The organism is Sphingobacterium arenae (genome assembly GCF_014692505.1).
Lineage (GTDB): Bacteria > Bacteroidota > Bacteroidia > Sphingobacteriales > Sphingobacteriaceae > Sphingobacterium > Sphingobacterium arenae.
Map to the genome: position 1 here is coordinate 141,020 of NZ_JACNYK010000004.1, position 15,733 is coordinate 156,752.

A 15,733-nucleotide genomic window follows, 5' to 3' on the forward strand; every position below is an offset into this window, starting at 1 on the left:
ATTACCCCACCTTTCTTTTAGCATGATATATAGGATTTGAAGATAACACAAGCCGCTTAGCCTGAAACTGGTTCTGTCTCCACCCCACTTGCCACCGGCTAGGGTTTCCATTCTTGACTTTTAAAAGCTCTACTTCCCACTCTGGAGACCCCACACCCGGCATATCTCCCTGCACATGGCTTGGCAACGGGCTGATATGCCATCGTGCTGCACAAGCAGTTGTGCCACGAAATCGAGATTTTAGCCGTAATACAAATCCCGTAACCTTGCTTTTCTCTACAGCGAGCTGCAAACGTCTGGACTGTACAAAATCAATATCTTGTATTTCTGCAATAACCACACGTATTCCCTCGCATTTTAGACCTTCTTCCAATGCCCAAAGGATGTCCTTTTGCTTTTCCATCTTTACAAAGATGATACGATCTGGATCTACGCCGAACGATTTGATGGAAGGTGCAAACAATTGACTAGAACTACTTATCCATAAGCCTACACCGTCTTTCTGCATTAAAAAAGATAAGAGGCCGCCTATGAAGCCGCTTGATGCCGCTTCTTCTTCGTTGCTTTCCATCATAAATTCGTGTAGCGTACCTACTGGGAAAACATGACCAGGGAAAGCTTTCTCCAATTCTCCCAAACCTACACCATAATCCTTTTTTTCAATCTGTTTAAAGCCTTGCCATTGCAATATTTGCTGCTGCAAATCAACTATTAACATCGATTTTTCCATAGATGTGCCCATAGCTATTTCCTTTTCTCCAAAACAAAGATAATACTAATATTTTTAGTATTCTAATAAAGAAAATTTAGGCCTTTATTGGATAACAAAAAAGGCATCCAAAAATGGCCTGCCTTTTATTCATCTATAATTTGCGGAAGTGTCTAAATAGAAAAGAGATTAAAGCACTTCGTCTGCTACATCCTCTCGAAAAGGAGCCTCCTCATCAAATTCGCCTTCCCATTTCGCTACGACAACTGTTGCCAAACAGTTACCAATTACATTGACTGAAGTACGTGCCATATCCATTAACTCATCGATACCCAGAATGGCAGCTATGACAAAAGTTGGTAACCCAAACTGATCGGCTGTCGCTATGAGTACAATCAAAGAAGCTCGCGGTACGGCAGCCACGCCCTTGGAGGTTATCATCAAGGTAAAGGCAATTAGCAGCTGTTGGCCAATAGTAAGTGGTATACCTGCGGCCTGGGCGACAAAAATAGAGGCTAGAGAAAGATAAAGAGATGTTCCATCCAGATTAAAACTATAACCCGTCGGGATAACAAAAGAAACAATCTTACGCGGTACTCCAAATTTTTCCATAGCGTTCATCGCCTTCGGTAAAGCAGCATCAGAACTGGTCGTGGCAAACGCAATAGAAACAGGCTCTTTAACCGCATTCATAAAACGTTTTACCGGTATCTTTAAAAATAGGGCAATCGGAAGCAAAACTCCTCCCAAGAAGAGTAATAACGCTAAATACAGACTACCAAGAAGCATAAAGAGATTTTTCAGAATGTCTACCCCAAGATGTCCCACCGTATATGCCATAGCCGCCCCCACACCGACGGGCGCAAACAACATGACGAGATTGGTAAATTTAAACATGGCTTCCGAAAGACTCTCTGTAAAATTGACTAGTGGTTTCCTTTTCTTCTCTTCTACTAATGCCAGCGCAATACCAAATATCACTCCAAATACGACAATTTGCAAAACCTGATTGTCGTAAACAGCCTTCACAATATTTTCAGGAAAGGTATCCCGTATAAACGCATTAAATTTATAAACGCCGTGAACATTATTCGATATATGAGACATCGCTGTACTATCGGCCATATTCAAAGCAGCGGTTTTAGGAAGTTCTTCATGAGGCATATTTTCCACATCGACACCTACACCTGCTTGGGTAATATTGATTACAATCAAACCAATAAATATAGCGCAAGTAGTTGCCGATACAAAGTATAGCATAGATTTCCATGCCATTCGTCCTACCGATTTTAAATCGGAATGACCAGCAATACCAAAAACCAAAGTGGCAAACAGAATGGGGCCAACAATGGTTTTCACTAACTTTATAAAAGCTTGTGATAAAGGTTGTAAAGCACGGGCAAAATTTGGAAAATCCAAACCAACAAATACACCAAGGATCAAGCAAGTTAATATCCAAGTCGTTAAATTTTTACGGACGATTGCATTTAGCGTCAAAACAGAGGCTACTATCCACCGAACTCCCATCATCACATTGGGATGGATAGCAAACCACTCAAACTCATAAATCAAGGTTAAAATAAGAGCAATCGAAACAGTAAATAGAGCAATAACAGCGACTTGTTTTTTTAGCATTTGGTTTAAAATTTTGTCTTTGACAGAAGCAAAAGTATAAAAATTGCACTGTATACCAAACAAAAAAAGCATTGCCTTCTAGGCAATGCTTTTTAATATTATTACAAATAATTCTTTCTTTTACTCAGCGTGAAGCCATGCCTTCTTAGCCAAAAGCTCTTCTTCCGTTTCTACGACTTCTTCATCTTCCACACAACAGTCTACCGGACAAACCGCCGCACATTGTGGTTCGTCATGAAAACCTTTACATTCCGTACACTTGTCAGAAACGATGTAATATACTTCATTGGAAATGGCTTCTTGGGATTCATTAGCATCCAATGTTACCCCATCTCCAAAATCAATCACACCATCCAAAGCAGTTCCTTCTGAAAATTTCCAAGTTACCCCTGCATCATATATAGCGTTGTTCGGGCATTCTGGTTCGCATGCTCCGCAATTTATACACTCGTCTGTAATTTTAATTGCCATTTATCACCTCACAATTATAATAAATAAACTAATTTTGTCTCGTCCTAAAATAATACTACAAAGTTAGTAGTTATTTCGAAAGACACGCAAAGATACTTCAAAAAAAAATCAGAAAGATTCTAAATTAAAAGATTTTGACACAGAAACAACGAATAGATGCCTTCGTAGCGCTAGGTAAGTTACTTACTTCAGATGGAGAAAAGATAGAGCGGGTATTACGGCAAGCATCCATCAAAAATCCCTGGTATACCCTAGACAACACCCGAAAACAGCTTCAGGCGTTGTCGTTGAATTTAACAACAGAACAACTCACGAATTGGGTAACGTCTTACCCGATCGTACAATCCAATAAAACTGTCGGTCTTATATTGGCGGGGAATATACCCTTAGTCGGTTTCCATGACATTCTTTGCGTACTTATTGGGGGGTTTCATGCACAGATTAAATTATCTTCAGACGATGCCGGACTAACGACGTTTGTACTTGATGAGCTTATTACAATAGAGCCTGCATTTGCAGAGAAAATACAGATCGTAGATCGATTGCAACAATATGATTTGATTATTGCCACCGGCAGCGACAACAGCTCGCGCTATTTCGATTATTACTTTGGAAAAAAGCCTCACATTATTCGTAAAAATCGAAATTCCATTGCCATTCTCACAGGCACGGAATCTCCCGAACAATTAAAAGCATTGGGAGCTGATATTTTTGATTATTTTGGACTCGGGTGCCGCTCCGTTTCAAAACTATATATCCCTCGTGGTTATGATTTCAATTTATTCTTTGAAGCAATCGAGGACTTTAACGCCGTTAAAGAGCATAATAAATATGCTAATAATTATGACTATAACAAATCTATTTATTTAATTAATGGTGACAAACATCTTGACAATGGTTTTCTGTTGCTCAAAGAAGATGTAAGATTAGCATCTCCATTGGCTACGGTGTTTTATGAAGAATATGAGCAGCTCTCTCAAACCGTTGCCCAGTTGAAAATGCAAACAGACAAAATACAATGTATTGTTACCGAATCCACAATAGAAACCAACATTCCTACGTTTCCTTTAGGGGATAGTCAATGCCCTGCTTTAACGGACTATGCTGACAGCGTGGATGTAATGGCGTTTCTTTCAGAAAAAAAATGATAACTTTGTTATGATGTATGTTATAAAAGTAAGAGGTGTAGCTAAAATTCCCGATTATGTCCAATTGCGGGACGAGACTTTTACCTTGTTGGCATATTTCCGAGTAGATAGACCAGACAAATCTCTAGAAAAGATAGGGTTAGGTGACAAAACCGACTATATTATGCAAATTGTTGCGGAAATGCCTTTCGGCCAAATAAAAAAAATAGACGTATAAACAGTATGACAACAGCAAACAATACAGTTATTAAGTTAAAAAACGTAGATATATATCAACAAAAACATTTGGTGTTATCCCATGTCAATCTCGATATTAACCAAGGAGAATTCATCTATTTAATTGGTCAATCAGGAACAGGGAAAAGCAGTTTGTTGAAAATAATATATGGCGACCTTTACATTACCAGCGGTGAAGGAATGGTGGCAGGTTTTGATCTTAAAAAGCTCCATGAAAACGACGTTCCTTATCTTCGACGAAAACTGGGTATTGTCTTTCAGGATTTCCATTTATTAAATGATCGAACGGTAGAAAAAAATCTAGAATTTGCGCTGAAAGCCACAGGATGGACGGACAGGGGCTTGATAGAAAACCGGATGTTGGATGTTCTTGAAAAAGTAGGTTTACGATCGAAATTACGTAAAATGCCCCACGAACTATCGGGGGGCGAGCAACAACGGGTGGTCATCGCCCGGGCCTTGTTGAACAATCCAGAAATTATCTTGGCTGATGAACCAACAGGCAATCTTGACCCGGCCACATCGGAAGAAATCGTGCTTTTATTAAGAGATATTGCTGCCTCGGGAACTGCTGTACTGATGGCAACCCACGATTACCAAATTATTAAAAATATGCCGGCGCGCATTATCAAGACTGCGGATACGGCTTTATATGATAATGTAGCGTTATAAACTGCCGCACTGACAGAACATCACGAAACCGACATTTTGATAGTTTATTTTCAAATAGACTGACAGGGTGTCGGTTTTCTTTGTGTTGGCAATATTATTGAGCATCAGCAAAAGGATATTAATGTAGGCTATAATATAGATATGATGAACGAACAGGAAAACAATATTCAAGACGAAAATTTGGCGTCCGTTGACCCCACTTTGGAGGAAAATGCTGCCCCATCTGAAGAAACAACAGAAGAACGTTTACAACAAGAATTAGCGACTGCGAACGACAAATATACGCGCCTGTTTGCTGAATTCGACAATTATAAGAAAAGGACATCTAAAGAACGAGTAGAGCTTATACAGTCTGCCAGCAAAGATGTTCTCGCTAAACTTTTACCCATTTTAGATGATTTAGACCGAGCTTTGGCAGCCATGGAAACGGCCCAAGATATCGTCTCGGTGAAAGAAGGTATCGAACTGGTAAGTCACAAGTTTAGAAAGACGTTGGTAAATGAAGGGTTAAAAGAAATGGAAAATCTCATCGGTCAGCCTTTTGATGCGGAATATCAAGAAGCTATTACCGCCATCCCTGCACCGTCAGAAGAATTAAAAAATAAGGTTATAGATGTAGTGGAAAAAGGTTACTTTCTCAACGATAAAGTAATTCGTTTCGCAAAGGTGGTAATAGGTCAATAAGAAGATGGCTAAGAGAGATTATTACGATATATTAGGGGTTTCAAAGTCTGCGGATGCGGCTGAAATCAAGTCTGCATATCGCAAACTGGCGATAAAATACCACCCCGATAAAAATCCGGATGACAAGGAGGCAGAAGAGAAATTTAAAGAAGCCGCAGAAGCCTATGAAGTACTAAGCAATACGGAAAAACGACAGCGGTATGATCAATTTGGTCATGCGGGGAATGCAGCTTCCGGCTTTGGTGGCGGAGGCATGAATATGGAAGATATCTTCAGTCAGTTTGGCGATATCTTCGGTGGAGGACATCCTTTCGAGAGTTTCTTTGGCGGCGGAAGCCGCAGTGGAGGAGGCCGACGTGTGCAGCGGGGAACCAATCTTCGTATTAAGGTGAAACTTACTTTAGAAGAAGTTGCCAAAGGTGTAGAAAAGAAAGTTAAGGTAAACAAACAAGTACAATGTCATACCTGTGGTGGTACGGGAGCGAAAGATAAGTCATCTTACCACACGTGTAAGACTTGTGGTGGTGCGGGATCTGTTAGACGTGTGACCAACACAATCTTGGGGCAAATGCAAACAACAAGCACCTGCCCTACTTGTAATGGTGAAGGTGTTGAAATCACATCTAAGTGCACTACTTGCCGCGGTGAGGGTTTAGAAAGAGGAGAAGAAACAATCGCGATCAACATCCCCGCTGGGGTAAGCGAAGGCATGCAATTGTCTATGAGTGGAAAAGGGAACGCAGCCCCAAGGGGTGGTATTCCGGGAGATTTGATCATCCTTATCGAAGAGATACCACACGAAACGTTGAAACGCGATGGCATCAATGTAATTTATGATTTATACATTAACTTTGCAGATGCGGCGCTTGGTACTAGTGTTGAAATACCAACTATTGATGGAAAAGCGAAAATAAAGATTGACCCTGGAACACAAGGCGGAAAAATTCTGCGTTTAAAAGGTAAAGGTGTGCCGGAAGTAAACTCTTACCATAAAGGAGATCAATTGGTATATGTTAATGTTTGGACGCCTAAGGCCGTTTCTCCAGAGGAGCGCTCTGTACTGGAAAAACTAAAAGCGTCGGCAAACTTTAAGCCCCAACCGGGTAAAAGTGAAAAGTCGTTCTTCGAGCGAATCAAAGAATATTTTGAATAAATAAATTTTCTTTTTTTAAGTAGAACCTCGGATGAATTCCGGGGTTTTTCTTTATATTATAGTAAGGGATCGAATAGGGTTTGTTATGAAATGGAACAAAAACGTATGTAGATTGTTCAAAATACAAAGTATTACATATGATAACAACACCGGAACAAAAGCAAGCATCGGAAGCATTTTATCGAGATGCCCTCCAATTACTTCGTGACAGCGAATGCCAATTTATGTTGGGCGGAGCTTTTGCGATGTTCCACTATACGGGCATATTCCGCGACACGAAAGATTTAGATATCTTTTGTAAGAGTAGCGAATACCCTAAAATATTGAAATATTTCGCCGCGCAAGGTTATGAGACCCAATTAACCGACGCCCGCTGGCTCGCAAAAGTTTTTCATGGTGAATATTTCATCGACATCATTTTTGATACTGCCAGTAATATTTGCACAGTAGATGATTCTTGGCATGAAAGAGCGTCGACAGGTACATTTGCAGATGTACCTGTACAATTTATACCGGTAGAAGAACTAATTTGGTGTAAAATATACGTACAGAATCGGGAAAGGAATGACAATGCAGACATCAACCACATCCTTTTAAAATACGGTAAAAACGTAGATTGGGAACTGTTATTACAACGTTTGAGTCCGCACTGGCACTTATTGTTAGCGCAGCTTCTGATTTTTCAGTTTGTATATCCAGCAGATTATCGCGATATCATCCCCAAATGGCTTTTCGACGAGCTTATGGCTCGCGCAGCTGAACAATATGATCTTCCGCCTCCATTAGAAAAGGTGTGCCGAGGTCCACTAATTGATCAAACACAGTATCAAGTAGATATCAAGGAATGGGATTATAAATCTTATACGATAACGACAATTTAATAGCATGAGGGATAAAAAAACAACAATTGCTGCTATGGCTGATATTCATACTAAAATAACCGACCATGGCAGTTTGCGAGCAACCTTTGAAAAAGCATCCGAAGAAGCAGATGTTTTGCTTATATGTGGTGACCTGACAGATACCGGCGATGAGGACGAAGCAAAGATTCTCGGCGAACAATTGGATATCTTAAGAATTCCGGTAATCGGCGTTTTAGGAAACCATGATTATGAAAAGGGACGGCAAAAAATTATTAAGCAAATTCTCTCGGAACATAATATGATAATTTTAGACGGTGAATCTACTGTGGCCGAGAACGTGGGGTTTGCGGGTGTAAAAGGATTTGGTGGAGGATTTGACCAATATATGCTTTCCATATTTGGAGAGGATATGATGAAGCAATACGTACACGAGGTCGTCCATGAATCGCTACAATTAGATCGTGCTCTTACGCGACTGGAACAAGAGCATCCTGAGTTGCCCAAAGTCGCGATTTTACATTACGCTCCTATTAAAGAGACGATCGAAGGAGAACCGGAGCAATTGTTTCCTTTTTTAGGATCCACTCACCTTGTAGAACCACTTATCCGACGTCAGGTTTCTGCGGCTTTTCATGGACATGCCCATTCAGGCAAATTATACGGATCTACGACGACCAAGATACCTGTATATAACGTAGCACTCCCCGTCTTAAGAAAAGAACACCTGGACGCTTCATATTTGCTTGTCGAGGTATAGGCTTGCAGACGTAACTTCTGCCATTATTACACTGCCAATATAGCTTCTTTCTGCCAAATCGCCCTACGACACGCTGTGTCACACGCTCTAAAAATATTCTATTAACAATAATTTAATATTTAATTAAAACTAACTTCATTAAAATCAACTGGTTGTACAAACAAACAATTCGGTGACATTTTTGGTGATCGACTGGCACATCTATTGAATAAACTGAATTAAATTGACGAAAAGTCAAATTAAAAAAACAAATTAAATTAAATAACATGAAAAAGTTTTATCTAACATTGGCGGCGGTAGCAGCCTTAACATTTGCTTCACAAGCACAGACTGAAAAAGGTAAATTTGTTGTTGGAGGAGGATTGGGATTCGATACTGAATCTGTCAAAGATGCCGACGATAAGTCTACTAGTTTCAACATCATGCCTTCAGCAGGCTATTTCGTTGCCGACAATATTGCAGTAGGCTTGGGTCTAGGTTATCAATGGAATAAGGTTGAAGACGGAACAGATGACGCTACAACAGGATTGTTTGCTGTTGCTCCTTTTGGTAGATGGTATTCAGCAAATGGTCCGGTAAGATTCTTCGGACAGCTTTCTGTGCCTATGGGATGGGGTAATATGAAAGAAAATGGTGACAAAGTAGCTGATGTTTCTAGCTATGGTGTAGAATTAGCTCCAGGCATCGCGTATTTCCCTACATCAAAAATTGGATTAGAGTTTAAAGTAAGAGGTTTATATTATAACTCTAGCAATGTGGAGCCGACAGGTGGAACAAAAACTACAGTGAACACTTTCGGTTTAAATGCGAACTCATTAGCTCCAACAGTAGGTGTACAATTTTATTTCTAATAAATAAAATTGTAACAACACATATATGGAAAGAGCCAGTCTTTACGACCGGCTCTTTTTTTATATCTAAAATGCGTCTATCTCCGCGTTAAATGTCGCGGAAGGACGCATGGCTTTGGAGGCCAATGTATCATTCGGGAAATAATATCCGCCAATATTTTGTGGCTTACCTTGTGCTCCGATCAATTCCTCATTGATTTTTGCCTCATTTCCTTCCAGCACTTTCTTCAAATCACCAAATTTAGACGCTAGATCAGCATCCTCAGATTGTGAAGCCAATGCTTCCGCCCAATATAACGCTAAATAGAAATGCGAACCTCTGTTATCAATTTGTCCTACTTTACGCGCAGGCGACTTATCGTTAGCAAGGAACTTTTCCGTAGCCAGATCTAACGCATCAGCCAATACCTGTGCTTTGGCATTTTCCTGCGTTTGCGACAAATGTTCAAGTGATGCACCTAAGGCTAAAAATTCACCCAATGAGTCCCAGCGGAGATAACCTTCTCCAACAAATTGCTCCACATGCTTAGGTGCAGATCCACCTGCGCCTGTCTCAAACAAACCGCCACCATTCATCAACGGAACAATAGACAACATTTTTGCTGAAGTTCCTAGTTCTAGGATGGGGAATAAATCTGTTAAATAGTCACGCAGCACATTTCCGGTTACGGAAATTGTGTCTAGCCCCTTGCGAATACGTTCTACCGAGAATTTAGCCGCTTCGATTGGTGATAATATACGAAGATCTAGACCTGTTGTGTCAAAATCAGCCAAATATTTTTTTACTTTTTCAATGATTTCACGGTCATGCGCTCGATTTTCATCTAACCAAAACACCGCGGGGGTATCTGATAGACGCGCACGATTTACAGCTAATTTCACCCAATCCTGAATAGGAGCATCTTTCGTTTGGCACATACGGAATATATCTCCTTCTTCTACTGGCTGTTCCATAAATACATTGCCGGATGCGTCAACTACGCGAATTGTTCCTTTAGCAGTGGCCTGGAAAGTTTTGTCATGTGAACCATATTCCTCGGCTTTCTGCGCCATTAATCCTACGTTCGGAACAGAACCCATTGTTTTCGGATCATAAGCGCCATTCACTTTACAATCTTCAATTACCGCGGCATATACACCCGCATACGAACGGTCTGGAATAACGGCAATAGTGTCTTGTTGCTTACCTTCTTTATTCCACATCTGACCAGAGGTACGAATCATTGCTGGCATAGAGGCATCGACAATTACATCTGACGGTACATGTAAATTGGTAATGCCTTTATCTGAATTAACCATAGCTAAATCAGGACCATTCTTAATCGCCATTTCGATAGCGGCTTTCACTTCTGCTTCTTGCGGTTGTCCGGCAATCTTGGCATATACTTCACCTAGACCGTTGTTTTTGTTGATCCCAAGATCAGCAAATAAATCCGCATATTTTGCAAATACGTCTCTAAAATAGACGTCGACTATCGCACCGAATATGATCGGATCCGATACCTTCATCATGGTGGCTTTTAAGTGCGCTGAGAATAATACTCCTGCAGCTTTTGCCTCTGCAATGGTTTCCGCTACGAATGCTTTGAGTTTTGCCAAATTCATTACGGAGGAGTCAATAACCTCTCCTGCTTTCAAACTCGCTAAACCTTTCAATTCTTTTACGCTTCCGTCTTCGCCTACAAACTCAATTTTGAATTGCGTTTCATTGTCTACGGTAACTGATTTTTCTGTCGCATAGAAATCACCGTCCGACATAGAGGCCACTTTAGTTTTGCTATCTGCAGACCACGTTCCCATACTATGCGGATTTGCTTTGGCATAATTTTTCACGGCTTTCGGCGCTCTACGATCTGAGTTTCCTTCCCGCAATACGGGATTGACCGCGGAACCCAACACTTTCGCATAAGTTGCTTTTATTGTTTCTTCATCTGCATTCTCCGGTGTGTCCGGATAGTTAGGCACATTATAACCTGCTTTTTGCAATTCCGTAATTGCCCCTTTTAATTGCGGGATGGAAGCCGAAATATTTGGTAATTTGATAATATTAGCTTCTGGTGTGCTTGCCAACCGCCCCAACTCCGCGAGCGCGTCAGATACCTTTTGGTCTGGGGCTAAGTAATCGGAAAAGTTAGCCAATATACGTCCGGCCAACGAGATATCTCTTAATTCTACTTCTATACCGGCTGTTTTAGCAAACGCTTGTACAATGGGTAAAAACGAATAGGTTGCCAATAACGGCGCTTCATCTGTCTTTGTGTAAATAATTTTGGATGACATAATTTTCTATTGAAATAAAAATTCGCCTAAAGATACGTATTTGAATGCAAAATTGGAAGTACGCGTTATCCCTAAACTCTTCCTTAATTTCTGGAATCATATGTTTATTTTCTCTATAAATTATCTTTTATGGCTGTCGTGATCGAATAAACCCCATAACGCTGATGACTTCGTTCCATTCGATTCAGGAGCACAATTAAAAAACATATGATTAATGCCGTTGAAGGTATACACTCATAAATAATATTTTAACGTTAGCATTATGCCATTTTTGTGTATTTTTAAAAGCATGCATAAACTCATTTAACATTTTTAACATTCGGCTAGCGAATGTAAAGCATTTTATTTAGGTTTAACAACAAATTATACATTGTATGCTAGACATTCGTCACATCGTTAAGCAATATAGCCATCACCGTGCGCTAGATGACATATCGTTGCACGTACCGAAAGGCAGTATTTTTGGTCTACTAGGCCCCAATGGCGCGGGAAAAACTTCCCTTATCCGTATTATAAACCAGATTACTGCCCCTGATAGCGGAGAAATTTATTTTGACGGTCAACTTCTTCACCCCAAACATATCGAACGCATCGGCTATCTACCTGAAGAACGCGGTTTATATAAAAAAATGAAAATCGGCGAACAAATGCTTTATCTAGCGCAGCTCAAAGGGCTCTCCAAGGGTGACGCGACGCTGCGAATTCGGAAATGGTTTGAAAAGTTACAGATCGAAAATTGGTGGAACAAAAAAGTGGAAGATCTCAGCAAAGGTATGCAACAAAAGGTACAGTTTGTAGCTACAGTGGTACATGAGCCAGATCTTATTATCCTCGACGAACCTTTTTCCGGTTTTGATCCCGTTAACGCACAGGTAATACAGGAGGAGATTCTTGAACTGAACAGAAAAGGTGCGACTATTATTTACTCGACACACCGAATGGAATCTGTCGAACAGCTTTGTGATTATATTGCATTGATCAACAAAGCAAAAAAAGTATTGGATGGCCCCGTCAGAGAAATAAAACGTTCTTACCAACAACAAGTATACGTGATCGAGTTCAGCGTACAACACGATGGACAAGTTCCTAACTTTTCAGAAACATCGTTATTTGACGTGATAGAAGAGAAAACAGCAATCGACAACCATGAAGTTACGATTCGCTTAAAAAATGACAGCACACTAAACAACATATTATTATTTCTAATAAATCAAGTTGACATTCGACAGATAAGGGAAGTTGTTCCCTCTATGCATGATATTTTCATCGACCACGTTACAGAATCATCCACTAGTAAGTTTCCCCATTATGAATAAGATAATATTAATCATCAATCGGGAATATGTGAGCCGTGTAAAGAAAAAGTCTTTTTTACTTGTGACTTTTCTTGTTCCTATGCTATTTATTGGCATGTATGCGGCTATATTTTTTCTCACCAAACAGAGTTATGAAGATACACACGCAATTGTACATATCATCGACGAAGAAGGCTCTGTATCGGAGCAATTAAAAAATAACAAGAACATTACCTATTCTTTATCGAATACTGATTTACAGGAGCAGATCAAGAACTTAAAGAACGGCGCCAAGAATACGAACTTGCTTATCATACCTGCTGACTTTTATACCGCCAGGAAAATCGAATTGTTATCTTCTGGGAAACCGAATATAGGTACACAAAATGAAGTTAGATCGCAGCTCCGGGAAATTATACGCAACGAACAGTATCGTAAAATGGGATTGAATGTGGATAGTATTCGTCATATTGACGACAACATACAGATTGCTGCTAAAGAGATCACGGAAACAGGAGACGCCAAAGATAGTCATACGGAAGTTGCGATGGGTATAGCTATGGGATTATGTTTTCTGATCTATCTTTCCCTTGTTCTCTTTGGCACCCAAGTGATGCGGGGTGTCATCGAAGAAAAAGCAAATCGTATTGTGGAAGTTGTCATATCGTCGGTAAAACCGTTTCAGTTGATGATGGGAAAAATCATTGGAATCGGTATGGTCGGTATAACGCAATTTATACTTTGGATCTTTCTCTCTCTGATCCTGATAACCATCCTTTCTACCGCTTTGTTTGATAATAAGGAGGTAGCACGAGAGGCGATGGGACGTAATATGACAGAACTGCCCGGCGAACAGGCCACTACAGCAAATGCGGACTTTGATTGGGTGGCGGCGCTCGATTCCGTGAATTTTACAGAACTTACGATCTGCTTTTTTGTTTTCTTTCTTGGGGGGTATCTTCTGTATAGTGCTTTATTCGCTGCTGTTGGGTCTGCCGTGGATAGTGAAACGGAAGCGGGACAATTTACCATGCCGATAACCATGCCGTTATTGATACCCTATGTTTTATCATTTGGCGTACTCGTCAACGATCCGCATGGAAGTATCGCTACTTGGTTAAGTATGATCCCATTTACATCCCCTGTTGCGATGTTGGTGCGTATTCCCTTTGGTGTACCTACCTGGCAAATCGTGCTATCGGCGGCGTTGTTGGTTGGCGGATTTATTGTCACGACTTGGTTTGCCGCACGTATATACCGCGTGGGAATCCTGATGTACGGAAAAAAAGCAAGCTTAAAAGAACTTCTAAAATGGTTTAGTTATAAGAAATAATACATCGAATAGAATAAAAAACATCATGACAGCATCTCAGAACACAGAAAAGAAAAGGTCGGGCGTTTTCGGGAAAATCCTGACCTGGTTACTTATCATTGTATTTCTTGCCGCCAGTGGCTGGGTCTACTATAGATACTATTTCGTATTTGGTGAGGGAGTGAAATCGGGCTATCTCAATTTTGCCGTGAAAAAGGGAAACCTTTTTAAAACGTATGAAGGTAAACTGATTCAAGAAGGATTACGGACACAAACGGGCAGTGGTGTATCGAGCAATGAATTTGAATTTTCGATAGAAAATGATTCCATATTCAAGATACTTGAACTAAATAGTGGCAAATATTTTGACCTTCATTACAGAGAATATCATGGGGTTCTACCTTGGCGTGGTAACACGCGGTATATCGTAGACGAGGTCATTAATATGAAGTAATTCCTGTCTATTTTTGATTAATAAAAATTATCTCATTATAAATGAACTTATTCGCCCTACGCCTATGTTTTTTGTTTAAAAATATTTGGAGTATATGGGGAATTGTCCTACTTTTGTGTCATCAAAATCACGGTGGGTATAGCTCAGTTGGTTAGAGCACTAGATTGTGGTTCTAGGGGTCGTGGGTTCGAGCCCCATTACTCACCCGAAAAGCTTCTCTGAAAAGAGAGGCTTTTTTTGTTTTCTGATCACACTATACATCCTTTGTCAATCGCGCCTTTTTTATAGAATATCGCTATAGATGGTGTAAAGGTTCTAGTTTTTTATTAATGAGTATTATGCACAATCCACGCGCCAGCATGTTGACACACCATAGCAGCAGCATCAACCGCATAGGCATGGGCTGATGACAAAGACATACCACGCAATAGACAAGCTATTAAAGAACCTGCAAAACAATCGCCGGCTCCTATAGTATCCTGCACATTTGCCTGTGGTGTGGATTGATGCGATCGCTCGCCTTGATAATAGACGGTGCTGTATTTTGCACCGGCAGTAAAAATCAATAAACGAAGATTAAACCGGGCGATCAATACTTGGCAGGCCTCATCAGCATCTTCTGGTAGTGAAAACATACGAATCAGTACTTCGACCTCATCATCATTCAGTTTTAGCGCATTCGCCCTATTCAACATATCTTCAATCAACGGCTTGTCATAAAAGTTTTGTCTCAAATTGATATCGAACAGCAAGATAGCTGGAGATCGTGCAACGCGGAGTAATCGCTGAATGGTATCTCTTGACATCGTATTTCGTAATGCTAAAGTTCCAAAACAAATAGCATCTGCCTCTACAGCAAGACTCCGCATTTCCGGCGTGAAGGGAATATGATCCCAAGCTACATTCTCTTGAATAAAATAATTTGGGATACCATTCTGCAACACCACCTGAACAGTCCCGGTAGGGAAATCCACGACAGGTAATAGATGATCGATCTGGTGTTGCCGCAACTGCTCCATCAACTCGTTACCTAAGCCATCGTTGCCAACAGCACTTAAAGCGAATGCCCTCACTCCCGCCTGATTGGCGTGAAACGCAAAGTTGGCCGGCGCACCGCCAACTTGTTTACCAGAAGGTAGCAAATCCCATAATAATTCGCCTACACCTAAAACTATATGTTCTTCTTTAGATATCATTTGTTGCTTTTTTTAT

At 40.5% G+C, this 15,733-nt stretch carries 16 protein-coding genes and 1 tRNA gene; 12 read left to right on the top strand and 5 right to left on the bottom strand.

Annotated features, from left to right (window positions below):
* Nucleotide 1: 1 nt before the first annotated feature.
* The 3 genes from H8B17_RS14815 to H8B17_RS14825 form a co-directional block, all read right to left on the bottom strand.
* Complete coding sequence (locus H8B17_RS14815) at nucleotides 2-742, bottom strand: ImuA family protein (protein WP_190310008.1); 741 nt, start codon at nucleotides 740-742, stop codon at nucleotides 2-4.
* 156 nt (nucleotides 743-898) lie between these two features.
* Entirely contained in the window at nucleotides 899-2,344 is a 1,446-nt protein-coding gene (locus H8B17_RS14820; RefSeq protein WP_190310009.1) for a dicarboxylate/amino acid:cation symporter, read from the bottom strand.
* A 120-nt stretch (nucleotides 2,345-2,464) separates the two neighbouring features.
* On the bottom strand, nucleotides 2,465-2,815 hold the full coding sequence (locus tag H8B17_RS14825) for a 4Fe-4S dicluster domain-containing protein (RefSeq protein ID WP_148918737.1): 351 nt from the start codon (nucleotides 2,813-2,815) through the stop codon (nucleotides 2,465-2,467).
* 134 nt (nucleotides 2,816-2,949) lie between these two features.
* Between H8B17_RS14825 and H8B17_RS14830 the strand changes: the two genes are divergently transcribed.
* The 8 genes from H8B17_RS14830 to H8B17_RS14865 all read left to right on the top strand — a co-directional run bounded on the left by H8B17_RS14830 (nucleotide 2,950) and on the right by H8B17_RS14865 (nucleotide 9,180).
* A complete protein-coding gene (locus H8B17_RS14830) occupies nucleotides 2,950-3,963 on the top strand; it encodes an acyl-CoA reductase (protein ID WP_190310010.1) in 1,014 nt (337 codons plus the stop codon).
* A 13-nt stretch (nucleotides 3,964-3,976) separates the two neighbouring features.
* Nucleotides 3,977-4,180 carry a fructose-6-phosphate aldolase gene (locus H8B17_RS14835; protein ID WP_190310184.1) on the top strand — a complete coding sequence of 68 codons (204 nt, stop codon included), beginning with the start codon at nucleotides 3,977-3,979 and terminating at the stop codon, nucleotides 4,178-4,180.
* 5 nt (nucleotides 4,181-4,185) lie between these two features.
* Complete coding sequence (locus H8B17_RS14840) at nucleotides 4,186-4,872, top strand: cell division ATP-binding protein FtsE (protein WP_190310011.1); 687 nt, start codon at nucleotides 4,186-4,188, stop codon at nucleotides 4,870-4,872.
* A 144-nt stretch (nucleotides 4,873-5,016) separates the two neighbouring features.
* Nucleotides 5,017-5,556: a nucleotide exchange factor GrpE gene (locus H8B17_RS14845; RefSeq protein ID WP_190310185.1), complete on the top strand. Its 540-nt coding sequence runs from the start codon at nucleotides 5,017-5,019 to the stop codon at nucleotides 5,554-5,556.
* A gap of 4 nt (nucleotides 5,557-5,560) precedes the next feature.
* Nucleotides 5,561-6,709 carry a molecular chaperone DnaJ gene (gene dnaJ / locus H8B17_RS14850; protein WP_190310012.1) on the top strand — a complete coding sequence of 383 codons (1,149 nt, stop codon included), beginning with the start codon at nucleotides 5,561-5,563 and terminating at the stop codon, nucleotides 6,707-6,709.
* A gap of 137 nt (nucleotides 6,710-6,846) precedes the next feature.
* A complete protein-coding gene (locus H8B17_RS14855; RefSeq protein ID WP_190310013.1) occupies nucleotides 6,847-7,590 on the top strand; it encodes a nucleotidyltransferase domain-containing protein in 744 nt (247 codons plus the stop codon).
* Between the two features lie 4 nt (nucleotides 7,591-7,594).
* A complete protein-coding gene (locus H8B17_RS14860) occupies nucleotides 7,595-8,329 on the top strand; it encodes a metallophosphoesterase family protein (RefSeq protein ID WP_190310014.1) in 735 nt (244 codons plus the stop codon).
* Between the two features lie 266 nt (nucleotides 8,330-8,595).
* Nucleotides 8,596-9,180 carry an outer membrane beta-barrel protein gene (locus tag H8B17_RS14865; protein WP_190310015.1) on the top strand — a complete coding sequence of 195 codons (585 nt, stop codon included), beginning with the start codon at nucleotides 8,596-8,598 and terminating at the stop codon, nucleotides 9,178-9,180.
* Nucleotides 9,181-9,246: 66 nt separating this feature from the next.
* On the opposite strand, the gene H8B17_RS14870 is transcribed toward H8B17_RS14865, so the two are convergent.
* The gene (locus H8B17_RS14870; protein WP_190310016.1) at nucleotides 9,247-11,460 is read right to left on the bottom strand and encodes an NADP-dependent isocitrate dehydrogenase; all 2,214 of its coding nucleotides are present in this window, start codon (nucleotides 11,458-11,460) and stop codon (nucleotides 9,247-9,249) included.
* Between the two features lie 374 nt (nucleotides 11,461-11,834).
* On the opposite strand from H8B17_RS14870, the gene H8B17_RS14875 reads away from it, so the two are divergent.
* The 4 genes from H8B17_RS14875 to H8B17_RS14890 all read left to right on the top strand — a co-directional run bounded on the left by H8B17_RS14875 (nucleotide 11,835) and on the right by H8B17_RS14890 (nucleotide 14,727).
* The gene (locus H8B17_RS14875) at nucleotides 11,835-12,776 is read left to right on the top strand and encodes an ABC transporter ATP-binding protein (protein ID WP_190310017.1); all 942 of its coding nucleotides are present in this window, start codon (nucleotides 11,835-11,837) and stop codon (nucleotides 12,774-12,776) included.
* Nucleotides 12,769-14,088: an ABC transporter permease gene (locus H8B17_RS14880; RefSeq protein WP_190310018.1), complete on the top strand. Its 1,320-nt coding sequence runs from the start codon at nucleotides 12,769-12,771 to the stop codon at nucleotides 14,086-14,088. The genes H8B17_RS14875 and H8B17_RS14880 overlap by 8 nt, the downstream gene beginning before the upstream one ends.
* Before the next feature lie 25 nt (nucleotides 14,089-14,113).
* Complete coding sequence (locus H8B17_RS14885) at nucleotides 14,114-14,521, top strand: hypothetical protein (protein ID WP_190310019.1); 408 nt, start codon at nucleotides 14,114-14,116, stop codon at nucleotides 14,519-14,521.
* 132 nt (nucleotides 14,522-14,653) lie between these two features.
* Nucleotides 14,654-14,727: transfer RNA gene (locus tag H8B17_RS14890), tRNA-His, on the top strand.
* A gap of 120 nt (nucleotides 14,728-14,847) precedes the next feature.
* Here the strand turns inward: H8B17_RS14890 and H8B17_RS14895 are convergent.
* Entirely contained in the window at nucleotides 14,848-15,717 is an 870-nt protein-coding gene (locus H8B17_RS14895; RefSeq protein WP_190310020.1) for a carbohydrate kinase family protein, read from the bottom strand.
* Between the last annotated feature and the right edge of the window lie 16 nt (nucleotides 15,718-15,733).

Coding starts and splice junctions, on each gene's coding strand:
- H8B17_RS14815 (WP_190310008.1), bottom strand. CDS start 742: ATGGGCACATCTATGGAAAAATCGATGTTAATAGTTGATTTGCAGCAG.
- H8B17_RS14875 (WP_190310017.1), top strand. CDS start 11,835: ATGCTAGACATTCGTCACATCGTTAAGCAATATAGCCATCACCGTGCG.
- H8B17_RS14840 (WP_190310011.1), top strand. CDS start 4,186: ATGACAACAGCAAACAATACAGTTATTAAGTTAAAAAACGTAGATATA.
- H8B17_RS14820 (WP_190310009.1), bottom strand. CDS start 2,344: ATGCTAAAAAAACAAGTCGCTGTTATTGCTCTATTTACTGTTTCGATT.
- H8B17_RS14825 (WP_148918737.1), bottom strand. CDS start 2,815: ATGGCAATTAAAATTACAGACGAGTGTATAAATTGCGGAGCATGCGAA.
- H8B17_RS14835 (WP_190310184.1), top strand. CDS start 3,977: ATGTATGTTATAAAAGTAAGAGGTGTAGCTAAAATTCCCGATTATGTC.
- dnaJ (WP_190310012.1), top strand. CDS start 5,561: ATGGCTAAGAGAGATTATTACGATATATTAGGGGTTTCAAAGTCTGCG.
- H8B17_RS14870 (WP_190310016.1), bottom strand. CDS start 11,460: ATGTCATCCAAAATTATTTACACAAAGACAGATGAAGCGCCGTTATTG.
- H8B17_RS14880 (WP_190310018.1), top strand. CDS start 12,769: ATGAATAAGATAATATTAATCATCAATCGGGAATATGTGAGCCGTGTA.
- H8B17_RS14865 (WP_190310015.1), top strand. CDS start 8,596: ATGAAAAAGTTTTATCTAACATTGGCGGCGGTAGCAGCCTTAACATTT.
- H8B17_RS14860 (WP_190310014.1), top strand. CDS start 7,595: ATGAGGGATAAAAAAACAACAATTGCTGCTATGGCTGATATTCATACT.
- H8B17_RS14895 (WP_190310020.1), bottom strand. CDS start 15,717: ATGATATCTAAAGAAGAACATATAGTTTTAGGTGTAGGCGAATTATTA.
- H8B17_RS14845 (WP_190310185.1), top strand. CDS start 5,017: ATGAACGAACAGGAAAACAATATTCAAGACGAAAATTTGGCGTCCGTT.
- H8B17_RS14885 (WP_190310019.1), top strand. CDS start 14,114: ATGACAGCATCTCAGAACACAGAAAAGAAAAGGTCGGGCGTTTTCGGG.
- H8B17_RS14855 (WP_190310013.1), top strand. CDS start 6,847: ATGATAACAACACCGGAACAAAAGCAAGCATCGGAAGCATTTTATCGA.